At 40.2% G+C, this 25,812-nt stretch carries 33 protein-coding genes and 1 pseudogene; 24 read left to right on the plus strand and 10 right to left on the minus strand.

Annotated elements, in window-relative coordinates; all coding sequences use genetic code 11:
• Complete coding sequence (locus UR08_RS11045; RefSeq protein WP_115753680.1) at positions 1 to 1,395, plus strand: deoxyguanosinetriphosphate triphosphohydrolase; 1,395 nt, start codon at positions 1 to 3, stop codon at positions 1,393 to 1,395.
• A gap of 21 nt (positions 1,396 to 1,416) precedes the next feature.
• Positions 1,417 to 1,824 (plus strand): DUF2871 domain-containing protein, encoded by a 408-nt coding sequence (locus tag UR08_RS11050; RefSeq protein ID WP_115753681.1) that lies wholly within the window; start codon positions 1,417 to 1,419, stop codon positions 1,822 to 1,824.
• A 104-nt stretch (positions 1,825 to 1,928) separates the two neighbouring features.
• Here the strand turns inward: UR08_RS11050 and UR08_RS11055 are convergent, their stop codons facing one another.
• From UR08_RS11055 to UR08_RS11080, 6 genes are all read right to left on the minus strand, one after another.
• Positions 1,929 to 2,456, minus strand: a complete 528-nt coding sequence (locus UR08_RS11055; RefSeq protein WP_115753682.1) for a hypothetical protein — start codon at positions 2,454 to 2,456, stop codon at positions 1,929 to 1,931.
• Positions 2,446 to 3,081: an ABC transporter ATP-binding protein gene (locus tag UR08_RS11060; RefSeq protein WP_115753683.1), complete on the minus strand. Its 636-nt coding sequence runs from the start codon at positions 3,079 to 3,081 to the stop codon at positions 2,446 to 2,448. The genes UR08_RS11055 and UR08_RS11060 overlap by 11 nt, the downstream gene beginning before the upstream one ends.
• Positions 3,082 to 3,093: 12 nt before the next feature.
• The gene (locus UR08_RS11065) at positions 3,094 to 3,816 is read right to left on the minus strand and encodes a hypothetical protein (RefSeq protein ID WP_115753684.1); all 723 of its coding nucleotides are present in this window, start codon (positions 3,814 to 3,816) and stop codon (positions 3,094 to 3,096) included.
• Complete coding sequence (locus tag UR08_RS11070) at positions 3,813 to 4,496, minus strand: hypothetical protein (RefSeq protein WP_115753685.1); 684 nt, start codon at positions 4,494 to 4,496, stop codon at positions 3,813 to 3,815. The genes UR08_RS11065 and UR08_RS11070 overlap by 4 nt, the downstream gene beginning before the upstream one ends.
• Complete coding sequence (locus UR08_RS11075; protein WP_115753686.1) at positions 4,483 to 5,283, minus strand: hypothetical protein; 801 nt, start codon at positions 5,281 to 5,283, stop codon at positions 4,483 to 4,485. Before UR08_RS11075 ends, UR08_RS11070 begins: the two co-directional genes overlap by 14 nt.
• A 61-nt stretch (positions 5,284 to 5,344) precedes the next feature.
• Positions 5,345 to 5,752, minus strand: a complete 408-nt coding sequence (locus tag UR08_RS11080; RefSeq protein WP_115753687.1) for a hypothetical protein — start codon at positions 5,750 to 5,752, stop codon at positions 5,345 to 5,347.
• Between the two features lie 508 nt (positions 5,753 to 6,260).
• Here UR08_RS11080 and rpsL point away from each other — a divergent pair.
• From rpsL to UR08_RS11105, 5 genes are all read left to right on the plus strand, one after another.
• On the plus strand, positions 6,261 to 6,674 hold the full coding sequence (gene rpsL / locus UR08_RS11085) for a 30S ribosomal protein S12 (protein ID WP_115753688.1): 414 nt from the start codon (positions 6,261 to 6,263) through the stop codon (positions 6,672 to 6,674).
• A gap of 41 nt (positions 6,675 to 6,715) precedes the next feature.
• Positions 6,716 to 7,186: a 30S ribosomal protein S7 gene (rpsG, locus tag UR08_RS11090; RefSeq protein WP_115753689.1), complete on the plus strand. Its 471-nt coding sequence runs from the start codon at positions 6,716 to 6,718 to the stop codon at positions 7,184 to 7,186.
• Between the two features lie 79 nt (positions 7,187 to 7,265).
• On the plus strand, positions 7,266 to 9,353 hold the full coding sequence (gene fusA, locus UR08_RS11095) for an elongation factor G (RefSeq protein WP_115753690.1): 2,088 nt from the start codon (positions 7,266 to 7,268) through the stop codon (positions 9,351 to 9,353).
• 118 nt (positions 9,354 to 9,471) lie between these two features.
• Positions 9,472 to 10,656 carry an elongation factor Tu gene (gene tuf, locus UR08_RS11100; RefSeq protein ID WP_115753691.1) on the plus strand — a complete coding sequence of 395 codons (1,185 nt, stop codon included), beginning with the start codon at positions 9,472 to 9,474 and terminating at the stop codon, positions 10,654 to 10,656.
• A gap of 117 nt (positions 10,657 to 10,773) precedes the next feature.
• Positions 10,774 to 11,166 (plus strand): hypothetical protein, encoded by a 393-nt coding sequence (locus UR08_RS11105; protein WP_115753692.1) that lies wholly within the window; start codon positions 10,774 to 10,776, stop codon positions 11,164 to 11,166.
• Positions 11,167 to 11,206: 40 nt separating this feature from the next.
• Here the strand turns inward: UR08_RS11105 and UR08_RS11110 are convergent, their stop codons facing one another.
• The 4 genes and pseudogenes from UR08_RS11110 to UR08_RS11125 all read right to left on the minus strand — a co-directional run bounded on the left by UR08_RS11110 (position 11,207) and on the right by UR08_RS11125 (position 15,253).
• Positions 11,207 to 12,187, minus strand: a complete 981-nt coding sequence (locus tag UR08_RS11110; protein ID WP_115753693.1) for a polyprenyl synthetase family protein — start codon at positions 12,185 to 12,187, stop codon at positions 11,207 to 11,209.
• Positions 12,188 to 12,208: 21 nt separating this feature from the next.
• Positions 12,209 to 12,751: a flavinylation system FAD exporter subunit EetB gene (gene eetB, locus UR08_RS11115; RefSeq protein ID WP_115753694.1), complete on the minus strand. Its 543-nt coding sequence runs from the start codon at positions 12,749 to 12,751 to the stop codon at positions 12,209 to 12,211.
• 32 nt (positions 12,752 to 12,783) lie between these two features.
• Positions 12,784 to 13,224 (minus strand): NusG domain II-containing protein, encoded by a 441-nt coding sequence (locus tag UR08_RS11120; protein ID WP_115753801.1) that lies wholly within the window; start codon positions 13,222 to 13,224, stop codon positions 12,784 to 12,786.
• A gap of 147 nt (positions 13,225 to 13,371) precedes the next feature.
• Positions 13,372 to 15,253, minus strand: a pseudogene (locus tag UR08_RS11125) (FAD-dependent oxidoreductase).
• Between the two features lie 434 nt (positions 15,254 to 15,687).
• Here UR08_RS11125 and pplA point away from each other — a divergent pair.
• The 17 genes from pplA to rplN all read left to right on the plus strand — a co-directional run bounded on the left by pplA (position 15,688) and on the right by rplN (position 25,788).
• Positions 15,688 to 16,587 carry an extracellular electron transfer flavoprotein PplA gene (gene pplA / locus UR08_RS11130; RefSeq protein ID WP_115753695.1) on the plus strand — a complete coding sequence of 300 codons (900 nt, stop codon included), beginning with the start codon at positions 15,688 to 15,690 and terminating at the stop codon, positions 16,585 to 16,587.
• Between the two features lie 148 nt (positions 16,588 to 16,735).
• A complete protein-coding gene (gene menA / locus UR08_RS11135; RefSeq protein WP_115753696.1) occupies positions 16,736 to 17,695 on the plus strand; it encodes a 1,4-dihydroxy-2-naphthoate polyprenyltransferase in 960 nt (319 codons plus the stop codon).
• Between the two features lie 21 nt (positions 17,696 to 17,716).
• Entirely contained in the window at positions 17,717 to 18,517 is an 801-nt protein-coding gene (gene fmnA / locus UR08_RS11140) for an FAD export ECF transporter transmembrane subunit FmnA (protein WP_115753697.1), read from the plus strand.
• Between the two features lie 356 nt (positions 18,518 to 18,873).
• The gene (locus UR08_RS11145; protein WP_115753698.1) at positions 18,874 to 19,545 is read left to right on the plus strand and encodes a DUF1266 domain-containing protein; all 672 of its coding nucleotides are present in this window, start codon (positions 18,874 to 18,876) and stop codon (positions 19,543 to 19,545) included.
• Between the two features lie 15 nt (positions 19,546 to 19,560).
• Positions 19,561 to 19,785, plus strand: a complete 225-nt coding sequence (locus UR08_RS11150) for a hypothetical protein (protein ID WP_115753699.1) — start codon at positions 19,561 to 19,563, stop codon at positions 19,783 to 19,785.
• 452 nt (positions 19,786 to 20,237) lie between these two features.
• Positions 20,238 to 20,546 (plus strand): 30S ribosomal protein S10, encoded by a 309-nt coding sequence (gene rpsJ, locus UR08_RS11160; RefSeq protein ID WP_007474836.1) that lies wholly within the window; start codon positions 20,238 to 20,240, stop codon positions 20,544 to 20,546.
• 51 nt (positions 20,547 to 20,597) lie between these two features.
• On the plus strand, positions 20,598 to 21,227 hold the full coding sequence (gene rplC, locus UR08_RS11165) for a 50S ribosomal protein L3 (protein ID WP_115753700.1): 630 nt from the start codon (positions 20,598 to 20,600) through the stop codon (positions 21,225 to 21,227).
• Between the two features lie 24 nt (positions 21,228 to 21,251).
• Positions 21,252 to 21,875 (plus strand): 50S ribosomal protein L4, encoded by a 624-nt coding sequence (gene rplD / locus UR08_RS11170; protein WP_115753701.1) that lies wholly within the window; start codon positions 21,252 to 21,254, stop codon positions 21,873 to 21,875.
• A complete protein-coding gene (rplW, locus tag UR08_RS11175) occupies positions 21,875 to 22,159 on the plus strand; it encodes a 50S ribosomal protein L23 (RefSeq protein WP_036072840.1) in 285 nt (94 codons plus the stop codon). Before rplD ends, rplW begins: the two co-directional genes overlap by 1 nt.
• Before the next feature lie 41 nt (positions 22,160 to 22,200).
• Entirely contained in the window at positions 22,201 to 23,034 is an 834-nt protein-coding gene (rplB, locus tag UR08_RS11180) for a 50S ribosomal protein L2 (protein WP_115753702.1), read from the plus strand.
• A 90-nt stretch (positions 23,035 to 23,124) separates the two neighbouring features.
• Positions 23,125 to 23,403, plus strand: a complete 279-nt coding sequence (gene rpsS / locus UR08_RS11185; RefSeq protein WP_115753703.1) for a 30S ribosomal protein S19 — start codon at positions 23,125 to 23,127, stop codon at positions 23,401 to 23,403.
• Between the two features lie 21 nt (positions 23,404 to 23,424).
• On the plus strand, positions 23,425 to 23,781 hold the full coding sequence (gene rplV / locus UR08_RS11190) for a 50S ribosomal protein L22 (RefSeq protein WP_036072854.1): 357 nt from the start codon (positions 23,425 to 23,427) through the stop codon (positions 23,779 to 23,781).
• 3 nt (positions 23,782 to 23,784) lie between these two features.
• Positions 23,785 to 24,441 carry a 30S ribosomal protein S3 gene (rpsC, locus tag UR08_RS11195; protein ID WP_115753704.1) on the plus strand — a complete coding sequence of 219 codons (657 nt, stop codon included), beginning with the start codon at positions 23,785 to 23,787 and terminating at the stop codon, positions 24,439 to 24,441.
• A gap of 2 nt (positions 24,442 to 24,443) precedes the next feature.
• Positions 24,444 to 24,878, plus strand: coding sequence for a 50S ribosomal protein L16 (gene rplP, locus UR08_RS11200; protein ID WP_007474821.1), 435 nt, complete (start codon positions 24,444 to 24,446; stop codon positions 24,876 to 24,878).
• Positions 24,868 to 25,059: a 50S ribosomal protein L29 gene (gene rpmC / locus UR08_RS11205; RefSeq protein WP_036072858.1), complete on the plus strand. Its 192-nt coding sequence runs from the start codon at positions 24,868 to 24,870 to the stop codon at positions 25,057 to 25,059. The genes rplP and rpmC overlap by 11 nt, the downstream gene beginning before the upstream one ends.
• A 28-nt stretch (positions 25,060 to 25,087) precedes the next feature.
• A complete protein-coding gene (rpsQ, locus tag UR08_RS11210) occupies positions 25,088 to 25,351 on the plus strand; it encodes a 30S ribosomal protein S17 (RefSeq protein ID WP_036072860.1) in 264 nt (87 codons plus the stop codon).
• A gap of 68 nt (positions 25,352 to 25,419) precedes the next feature.
• Entirely contained in the window at positions 25,420 to 25,788 is a 369-nt protein-coding gene (rplN, locus tag UR08_RS11215; protein WP_003723686.1) for a 50S ribosomal protein L14, read from the plus strand.
• The last annotated feature ends 24 nt before the right edge of the window (positions 25,789 to 25,812 follow it).

Genomic DNA, 25,812 nt, shown 5'->3' on the forward strand with positions numbered 1-25,812 from the left:
ATGGATTGGGATACACTTTTAAATGATAAACGCCGGCGTGAATCCTCTGTTACACGCAGTAAAAGCACGGATATTCGAAATGCTTTTGAAAATGACTATCAACGAATCGTAATGAGTGCTTCGTTTAGGCGTTTGCAAGATAAAACACAAATTTTCCCGCTTGAAAAAAGTGACTTTGTGCGGACGCGTTTAACGCATTCGATTGAAGTCGCAACGATTGCTAAATCGATGGGAAATATGGTCTCACATAAAATTGTGGAAGATGAGCTAGATCCGAGTTTTAAGCCTGAACACGCCGAAAAAATTGCGGATATCCTAGCCTGCACGGGATTGCTGCATGATATGGGAAACCCGCCGTTCGGTCACTTTGGTGAAGAATCCATCCGCGAATGGTTCAAAGAAAACTTGGAGCGCCTCGAATATGGCGGGAAGAAGTTAACAACCATTTTGACCAAGCAAATGAAGGAAGATTTCTATCATTTTGAAGGGAATGCACAGGTTTTGCGTGTTGTTTCCAAGCTTCACTACTTATTTGACGAATATGGACTTAACTTGACACATGCCACGCTGAACGGTGTAATCAAATACCCGGTTTCTTCGCTCAAAATTAATAAAAAACGAACTCGCAGTAAAAAACTAGGATACTTTTACGCGGACGAATCCATATTTAAAGAGGTGACAGCCGCAACGGGCGCCTTTAACAAGCGCCACCCGCTCACGTTCTTGCTAGAAGTAGCCGATGATATCGCCTACCTGAACGCCGATTTGGAAGATGGTGTGAAAAAAGGGACGGTGACGATTCAGCAAATTTTACGGGGCTTTGAAGAATTTGATGAGCATAACTGGGTCACGTCAGCCTGCTTTAATGAGCTTAAGAAAAAAGCAGATCGCTACGAGGGTCAAGAAGAAGCTTTTATTGCGCAACAATGGCTGGCCTCGAATGTGCGTGGTCAACTTATTAACCGCGCGCTCGAAGTCTTTTATGAAAACTACGAAGCCATCATGAAAGGTGAATTTGATGACTCCTTGTTAGATGCGTCTGAAGCTTCTCAGCTCGTTCAAGTCTTACAATATCTATCTCGTACGTATATTTACACGAATCAAGGCGTTGTCGAGTCGGAAATTGCGGGAAGTGAAATCATCTCGGCGCTACTTGACAGTTACATTCCAGCCGTTTTATATTTTGATAGTGAAGAAGGCAAACAAACGGCAAAAGATAAGCGGTTAATTTCACTCATTTCGGATAACTATTTAGGCTGCTATCGTAAAAACGCAGCGGACCAAGACGAAACCGTGAAGTTGTATCTGCGTTTGCTGCTTATCACAGACTTTATTTGCGGAATGACGGATAATTACGCCAAAGATTTATATCAAAAACTAAGAGGATTACGCTAAACAAAAAGGAGCAACTAATTTATGAAAAAACTGCTAACAACATCGCTTTTCTATTGTATTCTAGGCCTTATCTCAGGGATTTACTACCGAGAAATCACGAAATATACGGGTTTCACGGGAGAAACGCAACTCTCTGTTTTGCACACACATTTACTGATGCTTGGCATGTTCATGTTTTTAATCGTGCTACTACTTGAGAAAAATTTCGGAATCATGTCGAGCAAAAAATTCAATGCCTTCTATTACATTTACAATGCAGGCTTGCTACTTACTGTGGGCTTACTAACTTTCCATGGCACAATGACAGTACTTGGGCAAGAAACAGGAGCGGCGGTTTCCGGCATAGCCGGCCTAGGCCACATACTACTCGCAGTAGGACTTATCTTCTTGTTCGTGATCATGTACAAGAAATTGAAGGAGAAGAAATAATCTAGCTAGATAGGCGAAAAAAGGAGGCTTTGTGCATGATACCATACACAAAGCCTCCTTTTATGATCTCCAAAATTATGGAAATCCGAATATTTATATGTCCGTTAAGGGACAAGAACCGAGTACTTTATAAAGGTTTTTTCTTTTTCAGGAACAAGGAAACTAAAACGCATAGGCTCATCTTGGTGGCTGATTTCTTGCTTAGTCACATCAAAATGAAATTTAAGTTTTGTTTCTTGTAAAAGAGAAAGGTCCTTACTGACAAAGCGTTTCCCATCTTCTGTATACACTTCTGCTGCCACTCCCGGATCAAAATAAGGAATATTTAACCAGATATTTTCAACAAAATTTTTATTGTTTTTCTTAAAGCCGTAATCATTTAACCCCAACAGCTTAATAGATGCAAGGACATCAACGGTTACATGATCGCCTGCTTGTTTTTTGTTTGTATCAAGCACTTTGAAATGAACATTTTTAGTTTGAATTTCTTGTTGGAGAGGAACGATTTTTTCTGTGACGAAATGTGCGCTTTTGTAAGTCCGATTAACGACATGATAACGATATCCTGCCAGGCTCAAGATGATAATAGCGAGAAGGATAGAAGCAAAAATGAGCCCTTTTTTATTTTTCACTTACAGTTCCTTCTTTCACAATGAAATGTTTGGTAGCTAGAGCTTCAATAAATGGTAAATCGTGAGAAGCGATAATAAAAGTAATATTTAACTCTTGATTTAATTTTTTTATATAGCGAATTAAGTTTTGAATGCTTGTCTGATCAAGAGCGTTAGTAGGTTCGTCGAGAATAATGAGCTCGCTATTCCCAATTAAAGCTTGTGCAATGCCAAGTTTTTGCTTCATACCAAGAGAAAACTTTTTCACTTTTTGTTTTCCTTGAAAAGGGAGATTAAATTCTTTTAAAAGTGAAATGATATCTTCTTGTGTCACATTGTCTTGTAAGTCTGCTAGTAGTTCTAGATTGGTCAAAGCGGTAAATTCTTCAATGAGACTAGGGTTTTCAATCAGAATACCAGCTTTTACAGGATATTTTTCACCGATATGGACAGGCTTACCATCTACTTTAATTTCTCCAGATGTTTTAATCAATCCGAGTATTGCACGGATAATTAAAGTTTTGCCAGAACCATTAATGCCTTCTAGTGCCACAATGTCTCCCTTGTTGATAGAAACAGAGATGTCCTGTAATAAAGGTGTTCCTTTTAGTGTTTTTGAAACATGATTTAGTGTGATATAGGTCATTAAAGAACCTCCTTATAAACTCTTCTTTTTGTAAATTATTAAATACGATATGTTCAAGATGAACAGCACAATATAAATATAGAAACAATCGAAATTAGAATAGTAGGGAAATCGAGCTAACATAGTTAAATTTAGTAAGTTCCACTTCGTACCTGTATAAATGGAAACAATCAAAATGATTATCGGAACAACAATACCAACAACAGGACTGAATAACGAACAAATTTGCTGGATAAACAATAAAACTAAAAGTATCCCCAAAAGAATGAAGAAAAACAAAAAGGGTTGACTAGTTTCAGCTATTTGTAGCCAAGCATGCGTTCCGGTTATTAGTTTTTGACAAAAAGCCAAAATAAAAAAAGTGATACCCGCATAGGTGAGCGCAATCAAATAAAGAAAGGATACGTTGATTAGCCCAAATTCAAATTGACTGAATCCCTTGCCTCGCAGTTGAATGGAATGTTTGTCCCAAAGAATTTGCAAGCTATTGCTAATCATAAATAAGGGAATCGTGAAGAAGCAGAACCAAAGAACTGGGATTTGAACTCGATTCGAAGCAACGTCGTGAAATGAAGTCCCATAAAAAAACAAACTAAAAATAGAAGTTTGTGGGTTATCTTTTAACTGAATAGCCACAATAATTTCTGTAAGGATAATAACTGCCAGCAAGTAGAGGAAACGTTTTTGGATAAGCTGCCCAAAATAATAAAATTGTACTTTGATTAGTGATTTCATAAAATATCCTTTTTCATTAATGTGACATATGCGCAAAGTAAAATAACGATCATAATGCCTGTTGTGATAAATAAAGTAGCAATTTCTTGCAGTAAGTTTTTCATTCCGATATATTCGTAAATCACTGAAGGAAGCTCGTTAAGCGATAAAGCAAAGCAAATAATGTTGAAAAGGAAAGCTGCGATGAAAGTAAGTAGCTTAGAGCGAAATGCAAAATATAATAAAATGCAAAGACTGGCTAGAATAAGTTGACTTAGAAAAAGCGTTAAACTTTTCAAGACAAAGCTTGTAGCGAAACTGGTAAGTGCGGGAAATCTGCTTGAAAAAATAAAACTGATAATGGTTGAGAATAACCAAGTTATCCAAATAAGTAAGTTAACAAGAAAGAGCTGAAGACAGGCTTGCTGTAGCCAAGTTTTCCTGCTTTGCGTAAAGGCGATATCATTAATTTGCAAATGCAGAACAGACAAATTCGCGATTAAACTAACATTGAAATAAACGATAAATAATAAAAAGCGGCTAAAAATAGACTGGAATGCTGAGCTGAGATCATCTGCACCTAGATAAACAGGAATAAACGAAAAAGAATAGAGAATCACTAGAACGCCTAGGCCAATGTAGAGTGGAGTAAAGAGTTTGGATTTTGTTATTTGCTGTTTCCAAAGTTTACCAAAAGACACGTTTTCTCACTCCTCGAAAAATAAAATAGGCACTATAGCAAATGAGGGCGAAAAGAATAACTAAGATAGGGAGCCATTGAATGTTTGTGGTAAGAGCCGTTTCCCTTGTGAACTCAAATGGAGCAAAACTCCCAATTTCAAGTGTGGGCAAAAAGGAAGAAATAATTAACAAAGCAATTTGCAAGATAAGCCCTGACATGAGTGCGATGAATGAATTTTTTATCCATAATAAACTTGCTGTGACAAATAAAGAGAATAATCCCCCCCAAAAAGCTGACCACATGATAGATAGTATTGCGTGGAGAAGCGGGTGTGAATAATAAAGTGAAACAAATAAGGTGTTTTGGTGGATGATCAAGAGGTTTGAATTAAGCAAGTTATCAGGGATGATATTTGGAAATAAAAGAAAATATAAGCCTAAATTAACAGCCAATGGGATAAGAATGACAATAAAGCCCAAACCGAAAGAGATGCTAAGATAGCTTCCCAACACTTGCCTAATATTTGCTTTAATAAGGCTTTGATAGACGAAACCAGAGTCTATATCTTTTCGTAAGAGTATTCCTGCCGGGAGAGCTGCAATTAAAGGGAGTAAGATGAAAAAGACAGCGGACATCGTATTGAAAGGATCAATTGACATCCATTTAGTATAAGGAGAGTCAAAGAACTTATTTTCTGTTGCTAAGTGAATGGAAGGATAAATTTGTAAAAGGGGAATCAGTAAAATGAGTAATAATAAAGCAAAAATATAACGTCTGTTAATCCGTCTAAGGATGAATTTGAACATGATTTCACTTCTTTCGTTTATTATATAAGCAAATTATTATATGATTGTCCTCTAGTAGTGCTTATCTGACAGAGTCAGGACTCCATACTCCTCGAGCATGAGCGTTAGCAAATCGACGTGAATCTATTCTCACAGAGACGCCAGATCCATATCTTTCGACGGCTAAATTATAAAGAAAGGTTGCTTGCCCTCCTGGATAGCTTCGATATATTCGACCGCCTGAAACATCTCGACCATCATATAAAGCTGCCCAGATATTGATGTATGTCGATCCAGAGGTTGTTTTGTTGTAGTAAGCAGTGCGATTATCTTTTTTGCGTGCGGGGGTATGATCATCTGGACTCCATATTCTATATTCATTTCCCCATGATGTATTACCATGATTGCTGGCTAAAGCATCAGTAGCGAAGCCAAAGCCAAGGAGTGATAAGGAAAGCACTAAAAACGGTATAATTTTCTTAATATTCATATAAATTATCCTAGTCTATGATTATTCATGAGTGTAAAAGAGTGCGAGGATTCATTATAATAATTCGCTTACCTCAACATAATAACTTATCCAAACAATCATTGCAAATTTTCTGAAAAAGTAAAAAAATAAATGTTTATATTTTATAGATCGGATATAGTCTAAATGTTTTTCGGCGTATTAGTAAAAAAAATTGGATGGTATTAAAAAATAAGGAACTTAGTATCATATTTCAAACAAAATATGTCTATATTTTGAACTCTCAATAAAAAAATAAATTTTAGAGACGATACCTAAAAATGATTTCAGAGCAAGGCAAGTCTATTTGTTTAGATCGGGAATATCTCTTGACACCCACGGCTCAAAGTGCTATCATAATCAAGGTGCCTCTTCTATAGAGGTCTTGAAAATGAAAATTGTTGTAGATCATCTACAGCACTTTTATTTTTTCGAAAAAATGAACCACCTGGATGTGTGGAACTACTAAAGGAAAGGAGGAACCCATCCAATGCCTACTATTAACCAATTAGTTCGCAAACCGCGTCAATCTAAATCGAAAAAATCTGACTCTCCAGCACTTAACAAGGGACTAAACACTTTCAAGCGTGAACTTACTGATGTAAATTCTCCGCAAAAACGTGGTGTTTGTACTCGTGTTGGTACAATGACTCCGAAAAAACCGAACTCCGCGCTTCGTAAATATGCTCGTGTGCGTTTGAGTAACGGAATCGAGGTTACAGCTTATATCCCAGGTATCGGACACAACTTGCAAGAGCACAGCGTTGTTCTTATTCGTGGTGGACGTGTAAAAGACTTACCAGGGGTACGTTACCATATCGTACGTGGTGCTCTTGATACAGCTGGTGTTGAAAATAGAGCTCAAAGCCGTTCTAAATACGGTACGAAAAAACCTAAAAAATAATAGATTTATTTTAAATTCCATTTATGAAAGGAGGATATCCAATGCCTCGTAAAGGTCCTGTTGCTAAACGTGACGTTTTGCCAGATCCGATTTACAATTCTAAACTTGTAACTCGTCTAATCAATAAAATGATGGTTGACGGTAAACGTGGAAAATCCCAAGCGATTCTATACGCTGCTTTCGATATCATTAAAGAAGAAACTGGAAACGATCCTATGGAAGTTTTCGATCAAGCGATCAAAAACATCATGCCAGTTCTTGAAGTAAAAGCTCGTCGTGTCGGCGGTGCGAACTACCAAGTTCCAGTTGAAGTACGCGCTGATCGTCGTACTACTCTTGGTCTTCGTTGGTTAGTAAACTATGCGCGTCTTCGTGGAGAAAGAACGATGGAACTTCGTCTTGCTCGCGAAATCATGGATGCAGCGAACAACACTGGTGCATCTGTTAAGAAACGCGAAGATACACACAAAATGGCGGAAGCAAACCGTGCATTCGCTCACTATCGCTGGTAATCAGAAATTGGCTGCTGCTTTCTTTTTTGAAACTCGGCTAGCCGTTTAAAAAAATGTTTTATGGAAGGAGAAAGACAACATGGCAAGAGAGTTCTCCTTAGAAAAGACACGTAATATTGGGATTATGGCGCACATTGATGCTGGTAAAACCACTACTACGGAACGTATTCTTTTCTATACAGGGCGTATTCACAAAATTGGTGAAACGCATGAAGGTGCCTCCCAAATGGACTGGATGGAGCAGGAACAAGAACGTGGTATCACGATCACTTCTGCTGCAACAACAGCTCAGTGGAAAGGTTACCGTGTAAATATCATTGATACACCGGGACACGTAGACTTCACAGTTGAAGTTGAACGTTCGCTTCGTGTACTTGATGGTGCGGTTGCTGTTCTAGATGCACAATCTGGTGTTGAACCGCAAACAGAAACTGTTTGGCGTCAAGCTACTACTTACGGGGTTCCTCGTGTAGTATTCGTCAACAAAATGGACAAAATTGGCGCGGATTTCTTATATTCTGTAGGAACTTTGCATGAACGTTTACAAGCTAATGCTCATCCGATTCAACTTCCAATCGGTGCAGAAGATACTTTCACTGGTATCATCGACTTGATTGATATGCACGCATTGTACTATGAAGATGACCTTGGAAACGATCCACATATCAAAGAAATTCCTGAAGATATGAAAGATCTTGCTGAAGAATATCATGGTAAACTTATCGAAGCAGTTGCTGAACTTGATGAGGAACTTATGATGAAATATCTAGAAGGTGAAGAAATCACAAAAGACGAACTTAAAGCTGCGATCCGTAAAGGAACACTAGCTGTTGAGTTTTACCCAGTCGTTTGTGGTACTGCATTTAAAAACAAAGGTGTTCAACCAATGCTTGATGCAGTTCTTGACTACCTTCCAGCTCCAACTGACGTTCCTGCTATCAAAGGTACTCTACCTGATGGTGAAGAATCTGAACGTCACGCAAGCGATGAAGAACCATTCTCATCTCTTGCATTTAAAGTTATGACTGACCCTTATGTTGGCCGTCTAACTTTCTTCCGCGTTTACTCTGGTACTTTGAACTCTGGTTCTTACGTACAAAACTCAACAAAAGGTAAACGTGAACGTGTAGGTCGTATCCTACAAATGCACGCTAACCACCGTGAAGAAATTGATATTGTTTACGCTGGTGATATCGCTGCAGCTGTAGGTCTTAAAGACACTACTACTGGGGACACACTATGTGATGAAAAGAACCAAATTATCTTGGAATCCATGGAATTCCCAGAACCAGTTATCTCGGTTGCAATCGAACCTAAATCGAAAGCAGACCAAGATAAAATGGGTCAAGCTCTTGCAAAACTTGCAGAAGAAGATCCAACTTTCCGTACTGAAACAAACACGGAAACTGGTCAAACGATCATCTCTGGTATGGGTGAACTTCACCTTGATATCTTAGTTGACCGTATGAAACGTGAATTCCGCGTTGAAGCTAACGTTGGGGCTCCGCAAGTATCTTACCGTGAAACATTCCGCTCTGCAGCTGACGTCGAAGGTAAATTTGTTCGTCAATCTGGTGGTCGTGGACAATATGGTCACGTTGTAATTCACTTCGAACCTAACGAAGAAGGTAAAGGCTTCGAATTTGAAAATGCGATTGTCGGTGGGGTTGTTCCTCGTGAATATATTCCAGCTGTTCAAGCAGGTCTTGAAGGCGCACTTGAAAATGGTGTCCTTGCAGGTTATCCGCTAATCGACATTAAAGCAAAACTATTTGATGGTTCTTACCATGACGTTGACTCCAACGAAATGGCCTTCAAAGTAGCTGCTAGCATGGCGCTTCGTAACGCTGCTAAGAAATGTAACCCAGTTCTTCTTGAACCAATTATGAGCGTTGAAGTTGTTATCCCAGAGGAATATCTTGGGGATATCATGGGTAACATTACAAGCCGCCGTGGTCGTGTAGATGGCATGGAAGCTCGCGGAAACGCACAAGTTGTTCGTGCTTTCGTTCCACTTGCAGAAATGTTTGGTTACGCAACAGACCTTCGTTCATCGACTCAAGGTCGCGGAACTTACACAATGCAATTTGACCACTATGAAGAAACACCTAAAGCAATTACTGAAGAAATCATCAAGAAAAACGGCGGAAACAAAGGCGAAGAATAATCGTTGCATTTCTGACCGACATCAAGTATAACTTTAATTAGGAAGTACTTGCCGAGTGAAATTCACTTGGCAGCTATTAAATATCATTTTTTTAAACATTAAGGAGGATTTTATTAAAATGGCAAAAGAAAAATTTGACCGCTCAAAACCCCATGTAAACGTTGGAACAATTGGACACGTCGACCATGGTAAAACTACACTAACTGCAGCTATCACTACAGTTCTATCTAAAGACGGAATGGCACAAGCATCTGCTTATGACCAAATCGATGGTGCACCAGAAGAACGCGAACGTGGTATCACTATCTCTACTGCACACGTAGAGTATGAAACTGCTAACCGTCACTATGCACACGTTGACTGCCCAGGACACGCTGACTATGTTAAAAACATGATCACTGGTGCTGCGCAAATGGACGGAGCTATCCTAGTAGTATCTGCTGCTGATGGCCCAATGCCACAAACTCGTGAACACATTCTTCTATCTCGTCAAGTAGGTGTTCCTTACATCGTTGTATTCCTAAACAAATGCGACATGGTTGATGACGAAGAACTACTTGAACTAGTTGAAATGGAAGTTCGTGAACTTCTAAGCGAATACGACTTCCCTGGCGATGACATTCCTGTAATCAAAGGTTCTGCACTTAAAGCTCTTGAAGGAGACGCTGAATGGGAAGGCAAAATCCATGAATTAATGGATGCTGTTGATTCTTACATTCCAACTCCAGAACGTGATCATGACAAACCATTCATGATGCCAGTCGAAGACGTATTCTCGATCACTGGTCGTGGTACAGTTGCAACTGGACGTGTTGAACGTGGACAAATTAAAGTTGGTGACGAAGTTGAAATCATCGGTATCAAAGACACTTCTAAATCAACTGTTACTGGTGTAGAAATGTTCCGTAAGCTTCTTGACTATGCTGAAGCTGGAGACAACATCGGTGCACTTCTTCGTGGGGTTGCTCGTGAAGACATCGAACGTGGACAAGTTCTTGCTCAACCAGGATCGATTACTCCACACACTAAGTTCGAAGCTGAAGTTTATGTTTTAACTAAAGAAGAAGGTGGACGTCACACTCCATTCTTCTCAAACTACCGCCCACAATTCTACTTCCGTACAACTGACGTAACTGGTGTTGTAGAACTTCCAGCAGGTACTGAAATGGTTATGCCTGGAGACAACATTACAATTACAGTTGAACTTATCGCTCCAATCGCGATTGAAGAAGGTACTAAATTCTCAATCCGTGAAGGTGGACGTACAGTAGGCGCTGGTGTTGTAGCTAAAATCGACAAATAATAATTTTATTTGTTCTATAAAAGTCGGTGAAGCATTTATGCTTCCCGGCTTTTTTGTTGCTTTTCCGGCTCTGACAGGCGTATGCTTGATAGAGAAAAGGAAAGGTAGGGGTAAAGGATGACAGCAGAAGAAAGAAGATTACAAATCAAAGCAAAATGTGCGGAGTTTGGCGGTGGCTATGCGCAGCTAGTTGAACCTATTAACGATATGCTACTTGCACTAGATGCAGACATTTCGCAGGAAACGGCAGATCAAGTGCTTTTGAATATTGAACTCTATGCAAAAGGGGAGAAATACTTGCCAGATTGCCATCTGGATGAAAGTAATCATTTCCTAGATGACGGTATAAAAGCATTGAAAGCAGGCGATCTTGGGAATGCGGCTTTGCAGTTATTTGGAGCGGGGCTCAACTTTGCAAGTTTTGCTGCGAAAGCAAATGGCGTGAAAACGGTGGAAGCGCATCCGATGCTTGCTGAACGTTTCAAGCGCTTGAAGGAAATCGAGGACTAACAAAAAGGAACTTGGCATCCGCCAAGTTCCTTTTTTACGCCTAAATTTGGCGGGTTAAAATTTCGTTTGTTAGCGCCGAAAGTTGATCGCGATAGGCACCTTCCGGCAACTTAGCGATTTCTTTTTGGGCCTTTTTCGTGTATTTACCTGCGAGCTCAAATGCCTGCGCCGTGCCTTGATAGCGGTTGATAAGTGTTGTTAGTTCGCGGAGGTCCGCGTCTGTCATCTCCGCTTTCTTGCCAAGAAGAGGTTCAAAATCCTGCTTATGGCCACGCATAGCATAGATGAGCGGCAGCGAGTAGACGCCTTGGAGAACGTCGTTTAGCACAGGTTTTCCGAGGCCGTCGTCTGTACTCGTATAGTCCAGAACATCGTCAATGATTTGAAACGCCATGCCGAGGTAATGCCCGATATTCCAAGCTTTGATCGCAAGTGCGCGAGGAGCTTTGCTAGAAACTGCGCCAGAATAGCAACTCAGGGCAAACAGCTGCGCCGTTTTCCCTGAAATGCGCGCGAGATAGGCCTTTACGGACACATTTAAATCGTAGCGCGTGCGCATTTGATCGAGCTCACCCATCAAAATTTTCTCGATGTTTTTACTGCTGAATTCAATGTTCGAAATCGAATCCGAGTGTTTCGATAAAATCTTAAAACAAATGGTGAATAAATAGTCGCCCGTGTAAACGGCATAATGATTGCCATATTTTGAATTAATAGTTGGCTTGCCACGCCGAATCGAAGACTCATCCACCACATCATCGTGAATGAGCGTTGCCATATGTAGAACTTCGAGAGCAGCCGCAACAGAGATAGCGCGATCCCGGTCGTAATCCGGACCGAGGTTCGCTGAAAGCAAGGCAAAAGCCGGTCGAAGTAGTTTGCCACCAGCGTGAATCAGTGCTTTGATGTTTTCCTCAACGCGTTTATCACGAATTTGAATATTTTCCTCGATTGTTTGAAGCACGTCGGCAAGATCGGTTTTTAGTTCTGGATAATGTTCCCACATGGAATGAAGTTGCATAGCGAAACTCCTTTTTTCTATTTATTCGAGTGTGCGCTGTTCTTGTTTAGCACTTAAAAATACGCGCAGGGTTTCAACGTTTTGCAGCAAATAATTAGCCGCGATTCCCACCGCGATTCCCGAAAGAATACCGATAAAGGAAAGGACAGGTAAGTAAAGCATAACGCTCCAAGAACCCGCGATCCAGCTTGCGACAACTAGTTGACCAACGTTGTGCAGGATTCCTCCGGTCGTGCTGACCCCAATGATGCTGACATTTTTAGGGCCTAATTTTTGTACCGCCCACATGCCGATAAAGCTAAGTAGAGCTCCAGCTGCGCTGTACAAAAACGTAGAAATAGTTCCGCCGAGTAAAGTGGAAAGCACGAGGCGAATAATAATAATCATAAAAGTATCTTTCGTTGAGAGTGTGTAGAGCGAAATACAAGTAATAATATTAGCGAGTCCGAGTTTTGCTCCTGGTGCAAATGCAAAGGGGAAGGGAATAGCTCGTTCTAGTAAGCTAATAACAACAGCTTGTGCTGCGAGCAGTGCAATATAAACAAGGCGCTTATTTTTCGTCATAAAGTTCACTTTCCTTTTTTCTTCCTAAACAATCAAGAAGAAATAATCATATCGTCGTCATCATTGTTGTTGTTTGAATCGCCATCCGTTGCCTTCACTTCGATGACAAGTTTGTGAGGCAGACAAACAATCGTTTCCCCACGTTTAGTAATAGCGCCCGTTCGAACACAAACTTGGTCGCCGCAAGTAGCTTTAGAAATTCGAATTTGTTCATCTTTGACTTCGATCGTGTTTGAATCACCATCCGCTTGTGTAATGGTGAAGGATTCTGTACCAGTATGCCCAGTTAAAGCCACTTTTTTATATTCCTTGCCATCTACCGTAATGACAGCAGTAAGTCCTTGATTCGCTATGCTTTTCGGCTCGTTTGCTTTAACGTATGAGAAAATAGCTAGAGGTAAAAAAGAAAGCAATGTAAGCAAAACGACAAGAACAATATCAAAACGGCGAATCATTTTTAAATAAGGTTTCACTTGCTTCCCTCCTCCAATCATTTTCCTATCCCTCTCATTGTATAGGATTTAAGCGGAAAAATATACCGTTTTTATTTTAAATCTATGAAGAAAATAAGAGGAGCGAAATCCACCAATGGGACTTCGCTCCTTGTTCAAAGTTATCCGTTATTTCCTGTCTGAATCCCGGTAAACAGCACGAGGTTTACCGTACCAGAAGTTGCCAAGGTGTTTTTGGAACCAAGGAACAACCCAATAATCTAATCCAAATGTGCGACCTGCACCATTTAGCATTGCGAACGAAGCAGGAAGCGCCCAGAATTTGTCCCATCCAAGCATAGCGCTCAGTGTAAACATGACTAGGAAGCCCATGCTTCCAACGCTTGCAAGCCAAGTGAATAATCCAGCTACAAGAGCAAGGCCGATTGCAAGTTCGATGAAAGGAACAACCTTTTGCATGAACACAGCAACATCTTGGTTTGGCATTACAAGCTTTATAATCCATTCGAACCAGCCCCACATGTGACTCAAAATAGGCGTTGTCACATTTTGCGCAGCATCTCCGGCAGCGTCACCAGCAGCTTGGCTCGCGCCTGATGTAGCGGCAGCTTTCAACCAATCAAAAGGCATTTTCGAAGTGGTTGCTGTTAGCCAAGAATCAGGTCCAAGGCCTTGGAACATCGGTTTAAGGTTTGTTAAGCTAACTTTATCCCAAGTTCCTTCACCGTAGATCTTCGCAAGCGCTTCATCAATCCAGAACCAACCTAGATAAACACGTAGCGGCAAGCTCCAAATGACATTTCCATAACGAGAAGTCCAGCCGCGGAAAATATTGCGACGATCTTTAATGTGGAAGAATTCGTGCATGATATATTGCCACATGTAATAACCGCTCCGGATTCCGAAGAAGTAGTACAAGTTGACCATATGTTTCATGAAGATCGCAAACCAGCCAGAAAGATGCATTCCAGAAAGGTTCGCCACTCCGTACTTAGCACCGATTGAAACCATCACGCCATGATATTTTCCTTGGAAAGGCGTTTTGTCTCCGCCACTAATTTCAGCGATGATACTTTTTGCAGCAGTCATCCCAGTTTGTTCAGCAGCTTCAACGATTTGTGGAGTGGGTTTGCCTTCTTCTTCCTCAAAGTAAGCTAAATCCCCGATTACATAAGTGTTATCGTATTTTTCAGCTTCCATGTATTGGTTGACTTTAAGACGTCCAGCACGTGCCGATTCCATTCCGTAATCTTTAGTATCCGAATTAGCACGAACACCAGCAGTCCAAATGAGAGTGTGTGTTGGAAGCTCTTCGCCAGATTTTAAAACAATGCTTTCTGGCTTAACTTCAACGATCGCAGCGCTTTTAAGGATTTTAATGCCTTTTTTCACCATGTATTTCTCAGCCTTGTCAGCATCGCGACGTTCTAACATGTTTAGAATTGTTGGAGCCGCTTCAACGACGATCAATTCAATTTCGTCTTTGTCGATCTTATTATCTTTTGCAAGACGATCTTTCCATTCAAGCAATTCGCCGACCATTTCGATTCCAGTGAAACCAGAACCACAAACTACAAAACGAAGCATAGCTTTTGCGTTTTTCGACGTCTTGTTCGCGGCTTGCTTTCGTTACGATTTCTTCAATATGCTTTCTCAAGCGAACCGAATCTTCCCAAGACCATAGTGTGAATCCGTTTTCTTTTACGCCCGGCGTACCAAAGTCATTTGGTTCTCCACCCATACCAAGCACGAGATAGTCATAAGGATAGCTTCCGTGTTCAGTTGTAACAACCTTTTTGTCGTGATCTACGTTTGTGACATTGTCCGTCACCAGATTTACTTTCGTGCGATTGAACAAACGGCGTAAGTCATATTGAATGGCTGTTGGTTCAACGCGTCCACCAGCAACTTCGTGAAGTTCCGTCATCATTGTATGGTAAGAATGACGGTCGATCAAAGTGATTTTCACATCTTGATCTCTTTTGTACTTTTTCGCTGCGTGTACACCTGCATACCCTGCCCCTATAAGAACAATATTTTTTTCAGGCATATGCGTTCTCAACTCCTTGTTATTTTATTCACAAACAAACAAATTAGTGCAATGTAAAAGTATAATAATAGCCTAACATAGTGTAACAGATTCCATAGACGCTTGTCTAGACCGTTTTTTAGAAAAGATCATAAAAACAAAAAAATAGTTCTTTGTTGGAAATAAGTCATTTTTTATGGGAGCAAATACCTTAAAGTCAATAGGTATAATGGCTGTTTTGTTTATTATTTACCATGATTTTCAAGAAACAAAAGCTTTTTCCTTTCATTTGGTTTATTCTCCATAAAATTCTATAAATTAGATTATTTTATTGTGTATAGACAAAGACCTGCCTATGATGGTATGATTTGATTGTAATCGTGATAAACGCTTTCAAATTAGGTTTTCTTGCTCGCGTTATCACAAACTTTATTAGTATAAGGTGGGAGCAAATTATGGAATTGAAAAAAGTTGCAATGGGGCTTACTGCTGTAGTGGCATCCAGCATGTTGTTAGTAGCTTGTGGAAATGACAACAATTCTTCTGACAAGAAATCAAGCAACGATACAAAACAAGAACAAAAGAAATCCGCAGATGCTAAAACTGACGGAACAATGACAGATGGAACATACAAACTAGAAGAACAAAACTATGATGATAAAGGCTGGAAAGGCTTCATGTCCATCAAAGTAAAAGATGGTAAAATTACGGATGCAAATTATGACTATAAAAATAAAGATGGCAAGTTGAAATCTGAAGATGCAGATTACGAAAAAGCAATGAAAGCTAAAGTAAAAACTGGTCCGAAAGAATACTTGAAAGAACTTAACGATTCTCTTGTGAAAAACCAAGCGGCTGGAGCAGTAGAAGTAGTCTCTGGCGCAACACATTCTTCAGATACATTCATCAACTATGCAAACCAATTGATCCAAGCAGCACAACGTGGTGACACAACAACAATCAAGATCAATAACGGTGAAAAAATGCAAGACGGAACATACAAATTAGAAGAACAAAACTATTCGAATGGTTACCGCACAGTGTTCTCAATGACTGTTAAAGATGGTAAAATCTCTAAATCAGATTACAACTATGTAAACAAAGACGGTCAAAAGAAAACAGATGATGCTGATTATGAAAAAGCGATGAAAGACAAAGAAGGCACTGGTCCGAAAGAATACATCCCAGCGCTTAACAAATCTTTAGTTGACAAGCAAGAAGCAGGAGAAGTAGATACAGTTTCTGGAGCTACTCACTCTTCTGAACAATTCAAGATTTACGCTGAACAACTTATCAACGCAGCACAAAATGGAAACACAGCAACAATCAAAGTTTACAACAAAGTAGAAAAATAAGATTCTTTCCGAGTTGGAATAACAAAAAACCCCTAGAGTTAGGCGTCTAACTCTAGGGGTTTTTCGTTCGGAAGGGATAGCGTTTCGGTGGTTTTTAAGTTATAGTGGAAAAAGATCAATTTTAAGGAGTAAAAGGGGAGGGAATCCAGTGTCTATCAAGGCATTTTTAGAGCTGGTCGAAATCAGAACAAAAATTGCAAGTGTCTACCCGTTTGTTCTTGGCACATTGTTTGTCTTTTATCAGTTACAGACGATCAACCTACAGAACACGCTTATTTTCTTTGTAGCCATGCTGATTTTTGATTTAACCACAACAGCGATCAACAATTATATGGACTACCGCAAAGCAACAGACAATCATGATTACGATTTTCGGGTTGAAAGTAACGTGATCGGCAAAATGAACATTCCGCAAAAAAATGTGCTTATATTAATTTTCACCATGTTTTTCATTGCGACAGGACTTGGCGTTTGGCTCGTATTCCGAACGGATTTGCTAGTGCTTCTAATTGGTTTTGTTTGTTTTTGCATCGGCATTTTATATACATTTGGGCCAGTTCCGCTATCACGCATGCCACTTGGCGAAGTATTTTCAGGCGTAACAATGGGATTTGGCATTTTCTTTTTAGCTGTTTACATGAGCGCATATGATGCGGGCGTTGCTAACTTATTGTGGCGAGGGGAGTGGATCGATATTCGCTTCAACCTGCTTCGAATCATTGAAATTGGTGTTGTGTCGCTTCCGTGCATTTTCACGATTGCGAACATCATGCTGGCAAATAACCTTTGCGATCTCGATGAAGATATCCGTAACCACCGCTATACGCTACCGTATTATATTGGCAGGAAAATGGGGGTACTCCTTTTCAACACGCTTTATTACGCTTCGTTTGCGGCCGTGGTTGCTGCAGTCATTTTGAGCTACCTAAGTCCAATTATGCTCCTTGTGTTACTTACGATCCCACTCGTTTATCGCAATCTCAAAAAATTCAACCAAGAACAAGTTAAATCAAAAACCTTCGTAGTAGCGATCCAAAATTTTGTACTCATCAATGCGTCGCTTGTCGTACTACTTGCGGCGAGCATCCTTGTTAAATATCTATTTTAATTGGAAGGGAGGACCATTCAAATGATTGATAAACTCATATTTGGCCGTTTTGTCCCGGGAGAATCCTGGATCCATGCATTAGACGCACGTACAAAACTGCTTGGCGGCTTCTACTTTATTGCGATCCTATTTTTAGCGAACAATCCTTATGCCTATGCGCTCATGATTGCTTTTACTTTCGGCGTCATCTTCCTAACAGGAATCAAAGTCAAAGTGTTCATCAAAGGCGTGCGGCCGCTGCTTTGGCTAATATTGTTCACCGTCATCATGCAAATGCTATTTACAAGCGGAGGCGTCATTTATTTTGAATTTGGCCCCTTCCGGATTTCATCTTTTGGAATTATAAATGGCATCTACGTGTTCATCCGCTTCACGCTTATTATCATCCTATCTACAGTCATTACATTAACGACAACGCCAATGGATTTAACAGATGCCATTGAATATTTATTGCGGCCACTCAAGTATCTCAAAGTTCCGGTCGCAGACATTGCTTTAATGATTACCGTTGCGCTTCGCTTTATCCCGACGCTCATGGAAGAAACAGATAAAATCATGAAAGCGCAACGAGCGCGTGGCATAGAGTTCGGAGAAGGCAATCTGTTCGAGCAAATGAAAGTGGTTGTTCCGATTTTCATTCCGCTGTTCGTTAGTTCATTCAATCGTGCGGAAGATTTAGCAGATGCGATGGAAGTTCGCGGTTATGATGGTGGCAAAGGGCGCACCAAATTCAGATTGTTGCACTGGCATTGGATAGACTTAATTGCTTTGGTTATATTTGTAGTGCTTACGGCAGTACTCATTTTTTTGCGAGGATATTAATTTTAAAAAACCGCTCAAAGCTAGCTTGGTAAGCTAACTTTGGGCGGCTTTTTGATGTGGATCCGACCGAAAATTATATGATGATTTAACAATAAAAACTAATATCTTTTTATTATAAAATTAGTTTTTATAACAAAAAGATAACTATCTAAAAATTTTCTACTGACGTTTAAGTTCTGAAGATGAGGAAACTTTGTACAATAAATAAAAAACAGACAAAAAATAGACAAAAAGTAGCTGCCCGGAATTAATTTACGTTTAAATGACTGATTGATATGCAGCAAGTGGGTGCTAAAATTATGAATGTGAATAGCATATATTCATGAAAAAGATAAAAAGAGAAGGAGGAGTTGTTAGTGTTTGGTCGGAAAAAAAGATTAAAGTTTATCGAAGAAAATCGAGTGAGTCCTGAAGAACAAGTTTATTTGGGGTTAGGTGCCGTTCTTGTAGATGTGAATTCTGCAACTAGTTTAGTGTTTAAGATGCGAGGCAAACCGAAGTATATGGCTCAAATTATAGAAGCAGGATGGGGGATTAATGATAGAGCAACGGCGCTTCAAATGATCGATTGGCTATTAGAGCATGGGCATGCAGCGGAGTATCAAATGGAATTTGAAAATTTCCGAGCTAAGAACTTTAAGGGGGCTTCTGCGGAGGAAGCAGCCAACTGGAAAGAGCTTGAAGACAACATTAAAACATTCGGAAGCGAGTTTACAATTGAAGACTTTAGAAACTGTACAACTGTTATAGCTTGGGATTTTGAAAGAGCGGCATTCTTGGCGCGAGTATGCAGCCACCTTGGTTACCTAGAGGAGCAAGAAGCTTGGAAAATCATCAAAGAGAGAGTCGCTCCGTTAGTTAGAAAAGAAGGCTTTAAAGACTGGAAAGAATATGCTGCTTCGTTTCTTGCGGGACGCAGTTTTTGTTTCGGCGCTAATGATGTTGATGTCGTTCTAACAACGAATGATCTTTTAGGAGAGAAAAAAGAAGCAACGGTTTGGCAAGAAAGTCCGTTATCTAGTTTATGATTTTGGGAGGACGCAATGAATCCACAAGTTATTACATATTTAGTTTTGGTTTTATCGGGAATTTATGCACTTAATGTTGTTTTTAGCCTTGTTCGAGCAAAACGTCAGGCTGAGACAGTCTATTTTCGACCGCTTCGCTTCGTAGCTGCCATTGTTGTTTTCTTACTAGCTCTTTTTGCTGTGATCACGAATGTGACTTATGATGAATTGGTAGTTAAAATCGAGAGTTGGTTTCGTTGAGCATAAACAATCAATACAATAGAAAGATTATAAAAAGAATGGGGCTGTAGTTTGCCAGCAAACTACAGCCTTTTTGGGGATGGATCAAAAAATGAAATACTTTATGTAGTGAAAGGCGGAGACGTGATGAAAGAAAGTAGTGCTGAATTTTTTCTTCTATAATAAAGGGCATTTATTTTTTACAGGAAATTCAAACATAAAAATCATTAACTTGAATCTGAAAGTTTTTCAAAAAACGGTTGATTCGTAAGGGCAACCCGTGTATAATAGATAAAGTGCAAATGGATAGGCACTCGTCTGCCCTTTTGTGCCCACAACCCCTTGTTTAGTGGGTTGTAGATGTGATGAAGTGGAAGGTTGCTGACACACCCGGCCGCTTTGCCATGGCGGGTACTCAGGTAATTTCCATGGAGAATGTCTATTTTAAAAATAGGCGAGAAGGAGGGAAAATAATGGCAAAACAAAAAATTCGTATTCGTTTAAAAGCTTATGATCACCGTATTTTAGATCAATCAGCTGAAAAAATCGTTGAGACTGCGAAACGTTCTGGCGCTTCTGTGTCAGGTCCGATTCCGCTTCCGACAGAAAAATCTGTTTATACGGTTTTACGTGCGGTTCACAAATACAAAGATTCGCGCGAACAATTCGAAATGCGTACGCACAAACGTTTAATCGACATCGTTAACCCAACACCACAAACGGTTGACAGCTTGATGCGTTTGGATCTGCCGAGTGGTGTAGATATCGAAATCAAACTTTAATAAATTGGGCAAAATGCCCACAAAAATAACAATTAACAGGAGGTGTGACTCATGACCAAAGGAATCTTAGGTAGAAAAGTAGGGATGACACAAGTTTTCACTGAAAACGGGGAACTTATTCCAGTTACAGTAATCGAAGCAGGAAACAATGTTGTGCTTCAAAAGAAAACTGCTGAAACAGACGGATACGAAGCTATTCAAATCGGCTTCGAAGACAAACGTGAAGTTTTAGCGAACAAACCCGAAAAAGGTCATGTAGCAAAAGCCAATACTACTCCTAAGCGCTTCATTCGCGAATTCCGCGATGTAAACTTAGACGAGTATGAAATTGGTGCAGAAATCAATGTAGATGTATTCGCAGAAGGTGACGTCGTGGACGTGACAGGCGTATCGAAAGGTAAAGGATTCCAAGGCGTTATTAAACGTCACGGACAAGCTCGCGGGCCAATGGCTCACGGATCCCGTTACCACCGTCGCCCTGGTTCAATGGGTCCTGTAGCACCTAACCGTGTTTTCAAAAACAAACTTCTTCCAGGACGTATGGGTGGAAATCAAATCACTATCCAAAACTTGGAAATCGTTAAAGTAGACGCAGAAAAGAACTTGCTTTTAGTAAAAGGTAATGTTCCTGGTGCAAAAAAATCATTAGTTCAAATTAAAACTGCTATTAAAGCAAAATAAAAAGTTGGAAAGGAGGACTAACGAATGCCAAAACTAAGCTTACTTAAACAAGATGGATCACAAGCTGGCGAAATCACGTTGAACGATGCTGTTTTCGGTGTTGAACCAAACGAAAAAGTTGTTGTCGACGTTATTTTGAGCCAAAGAGCTTCCTTACGTCAAGGAACTCATAAAGTAAAAAATCGTTCTGAAGTACGTGGTGGTGGTCGTAAACCATGGCGTCAAAAAGGTACTGGTCGTGCTCGTCAAGGTTCGATCCGTTCGCCGCAATGGCGTGGTGGTGGTACTGTATTTGGACCAACTCCTCGTTCATACGCATACAAATTGCCGAAGAAAGTTCGCCGTTTAGCGATCAAATCGATCTTATCTTCAAAAGTTATTGATAATGATATCGTAGTACTTGAAGATTTAGCATTTGAAACGCCAAAAACAAAAGAATTTGCGGCTTTCCTTAAAAATATCTCTGTAGATACAAAAGCTCTTGTTGTCGTTGCTTCTGAAAGCGAAAATATCGAACTTTCTGCACGCAACATTCAAGGCATTACTGTTATTCCGGCTGAAAGTATCTCAGTACTAGAAGTTGCTGGACATGATAAACTCATTGTCACACAAGCAGCTGTTCAAAAGATAGAGGAGGTGCTTGCATAATGGATGCACGCGACATCATTAAGCGCCCGGTTGTCACTGAGGAATCTACTAGTGTTCTTGATGACAAGAAATACACTTTTGAAGTAGACACTCGTGCTACAAAAACTCAAATCAAACATGCAATTGAAGAAATCTTTGAAGTTGAAGTAACAAAAGTAAACGTTATGAACTACAAAGGAAAGAAAAAACGCATGGGTCGTTACGTTGGTTATACGAACAAGCGTCGTAAAGCAATCGTAACTTTGAGTAATGATAGTAAAGAAATTCAATTCTTTGAAGTTTAATACGAACGTTTTTGAATAAAATCTAACGAGGAGGGAAAAAAATGGCGATTAAAAAGTACAAACCTACCACAAACGGCCGCCGTCATATGACAAGTTCTGATTTTGCTGAGATTACTACAAGTACTCCAGAAAAATCTTTGCTACGTCCTATGAAAAAGAAAGCTGGTCGTAACAACCAAGGTAAGTTAACTGTTCGTCATCACGGTGGCGGTCATAAACGTCAATACCGTGTGATCGATTTTAAACGTAATAAAGACGGCGTTCCTGGACGTATCGCTACAATTGAATACGATCCAAACCGCTCGGCTAATATTGCGCTCGTTCACTATGCTGATGGAGAAAAACGCTACATCATCGCAGCGAAAGGCCTAGAAGTTGGCCAAACAATTTATTCTGGAGCAGAAGCTGATATTAAAATCGGAAATGCTTTAGAACTTAAAGATATTCCAGTGGGTACTGTTGTCCACAATATCGAACTTAAACCTGGAAAAGGCGGACAACTTGTTCGTTCTGCTGGAGCAAGTGCTCAAATTCTAGGTAAAGAAGGTAAATACGTTCTTGTACGTCTTAAATCTGGTGAAGTTCGTATGATTCTTGCTACTTGCCGTGCTACAATCGGTCAAGTTGGTAACGAACAACATGAACTTATCAACATTGGTAAAGCAGGACGTTCACGTTGGATGGGTAAACGCCCAACTGTTCGTGGTTCGGTTATGAACCCTAATGATCACCCACACGGTGGTGGTGAAGGTAAAGCACCAATCGGACGTAAATCTCCAATGTCTCCTTGGGGCAAACCAACACTTGGATACAAAACTCGTAAGAAAAACAACAACTCCGATAAATTTATCGTACGTCGTCGTAAAGGTAAATAAGATCTGGGATAAAATTACGTTAATTTTGATAGCAGGGAGTTTGCGGAGGCTAAACTCCGACTTCCTAGCTATACGAAGGGAGGTTCCGTCATGGGTCGTAGCTTAAAGAAAGGACCTTTTGTCGATGAACATTTGATGAAGAAAGTGGAAAAAGCAAATGAAAGTGACAAGAAACAAGTGATTAAGACTTGGTCGCGTCGTTCCACTATTTTTCCAGTATTCGTAGGTCAAACAATTGCTGTATATGATGGACGCAAACATGTTCCTGTTTATGTTCAAGAAGATATGGTTGGACACAAATTAGGTGAATTTGCACCAACTCGTACTTACCGCGGACACGCGGGAGACGACAAAAAAACAAAACGATAATTTCGAGAGGAGGATATCTAAATGGCAAGTGAAATTACAAGTGCAAAAGCCGTTGCCAAAACGGTACGTATTGCTCCTCGTAAAGCGAGAATCGTTATTGATTTAATCCGAGGCAAGCAAGTTGGCGAAGCAATTGCAATTTTGAAGTTTACTCCAAAAGCAGCTTCACCAGTTATTGAAAAAGTATTGAAATCTGCTATGGCAAACGCTGAACATAACTATGATTTAGACGTGAACAACTTAGTGGTTTCGGAAGCTTTCGTTGATGAAGGTCCGACACTTAAACGTTTCCGTCCACGTGCACAAGGTCGTGCAAGTGCAATCAATAAACGTACAAGCCACATCACTGTTGTGGTATCTGAAGTGAAGGAGGGATAAACGTTGGGTCAAAAAATACATCCAATTGGTATGCGTATCGGTGTCATTCGTGACTGGGATTCAAAATGGTACGCTGAAAAAGATTACGCTAATTTCTTACATGAAGATTTGCGCATTCGTGATTACATTGCTAAACGCTTGGCTGATGCTTCCGTTTCGCGTGTTGAGATCGAACGTGCTGCTAACCGTGTGAATATCACTATTCATACAGCTAAACCTGGTATGGTAATCGGTAAAGGTGGTTCGGAAGTTGAAGCACTTCGTAAATCCCTGAACGATTTAACTGGCAAACGTGTCCACATCAACATTGTTGAAATCAAACGTGCTGATCTAGACGCAAAACTTGTTGCTGAAAACATTGCTAGACAACTTGAAGGACGTGTTTCTTTCCGTCGTGCACAAAAACAAGCTATCCAACGTACAATGCGTGCTGGTGCGAAAGGAATTAAAACTCAAGTATCTGGTCGTCTTGGCGGAGCTGATATTGCTCGTGCTGAACACTATAGCGAAGGAACTGTACCGCTTCATACTCTTCGTGCTGATATCGATTATGCATGGGAAGAAGCAGATACAACTTATGGTAAACTAGGCGTTAAAGTTTGGATCTACCGTGGTGAAGTCCTTCCAACGAAGAAAAACAATGTGGAAGGAGGAAAATAATTATGTTAGTCCCTAAACGTGTAAAATACCGTCGTGAATTCCGTGGAAATATGCGCGGTCGTGCGAAAGGCGGCACAGAAGTTGCATTTGGTGAATATGGTCTTCAAGCTGTTGAAGCTTCTTGGATCACGAACCGTCAAATCGAAGCTGCTCGTATCGCGATGACTCGTTACATGAAACGTGGCGGTAAAGTTTGGATTAAAATTTTCCCTCATAAATCTTACACATCTAAACCAATCGGAGTTCGGATGGGTAAAGGTAAAGGTGCTCCGGAAGGCTGGGTAAGCCCAGTTAAACGTGGCAAAATTATGTTTGAAATCGCAGGTGTGCCTGAAGAAGTTGCGCGTGAAGCGTTACGTCTTGCATCACATAAACTGCCGGTCAAAACAAAGATCGTAAAACGTGAAGAAATTGGTGGTGAAGCAAATGAAAGCTAAAGATATCCGTGAACTATCCACTACCGAAATCCAAGATCAAGAAAAAGCGCTAAAGGAAGAGCTTTTCAACTTGCGCTTTCAATTAGCTACTGGACAATTGGAAAATACTGCTCGCATTAAAGAAGTACGTAAATCCATTGCTCGTATGAAAACAATTGTGAAAGAAAGAGAACTTGCTTAAGACGAAATTAATAAGGAGGTTTTAATACATGGCTGACCGTAACCAACGTAAAGTCTATACAGGTCGCGTTGTATCCGACAAAATGGATAAAACGATCACTGTAGTTGTTGAAACATACAAAAAGCATGGTTTGTATGGTAAACGCGTGAAGTATTCGAAGAAATTCAAAGCTCATGATGAAAATAACACTGCAAAAACTGGCGATATCGTTCGTATCATGGAAACTCGCCCTCTATCTTCAACTAAACATTTCCGTTTACTAGAAGTAGTAGAAGAAGCAGTAATTATTTAATGGTTTTATAAAATAGTGAGAGATCAAGATGTTTCTCTTACCTGTTATTCTGGAAGGAGGGTGTCCTAATGATTCAACAAGAAAGTCGTATGAAAGTGGCTGATAACTCTGGCGCACGTGAAGTACTAACAATTAAAGTGCTAGGTGGATCAGGACGCAAAACTGCTAACATTGGTGATGTTGTTGTATGTACTGTTAAACAAGCAACACCAGGAGGCGTTGTCAAAAAAGGCGAAGTCGTTAAAGCAGTAATCGTTCGTACAAAGAGTGGAGCACGTCGTCAAGATGGTTCTTACATCAAATTTGATGAAAATGCATGTGTCATTATCCGTGATGATAAAAGTCCTCGTGGAACACGTATTTTTGGACCTGTTGCTCGCGAACTTCGTGAAAACAACTTCATGAAAATCGTTTCTTTAGCTCCAGAAGTTCTTTAATAAACAAGTTTCAAACCAAGGAGG

Source organism: Listeria kieliensis, from assembly GCF_003369925.1.
In the GTDB taxonomy this organism is placed as follows: Bacteria; Bacillota; Bacilli; order Lactobacillales; family Listeriaceae; genus Listeria; species Listeria kieliensis_A.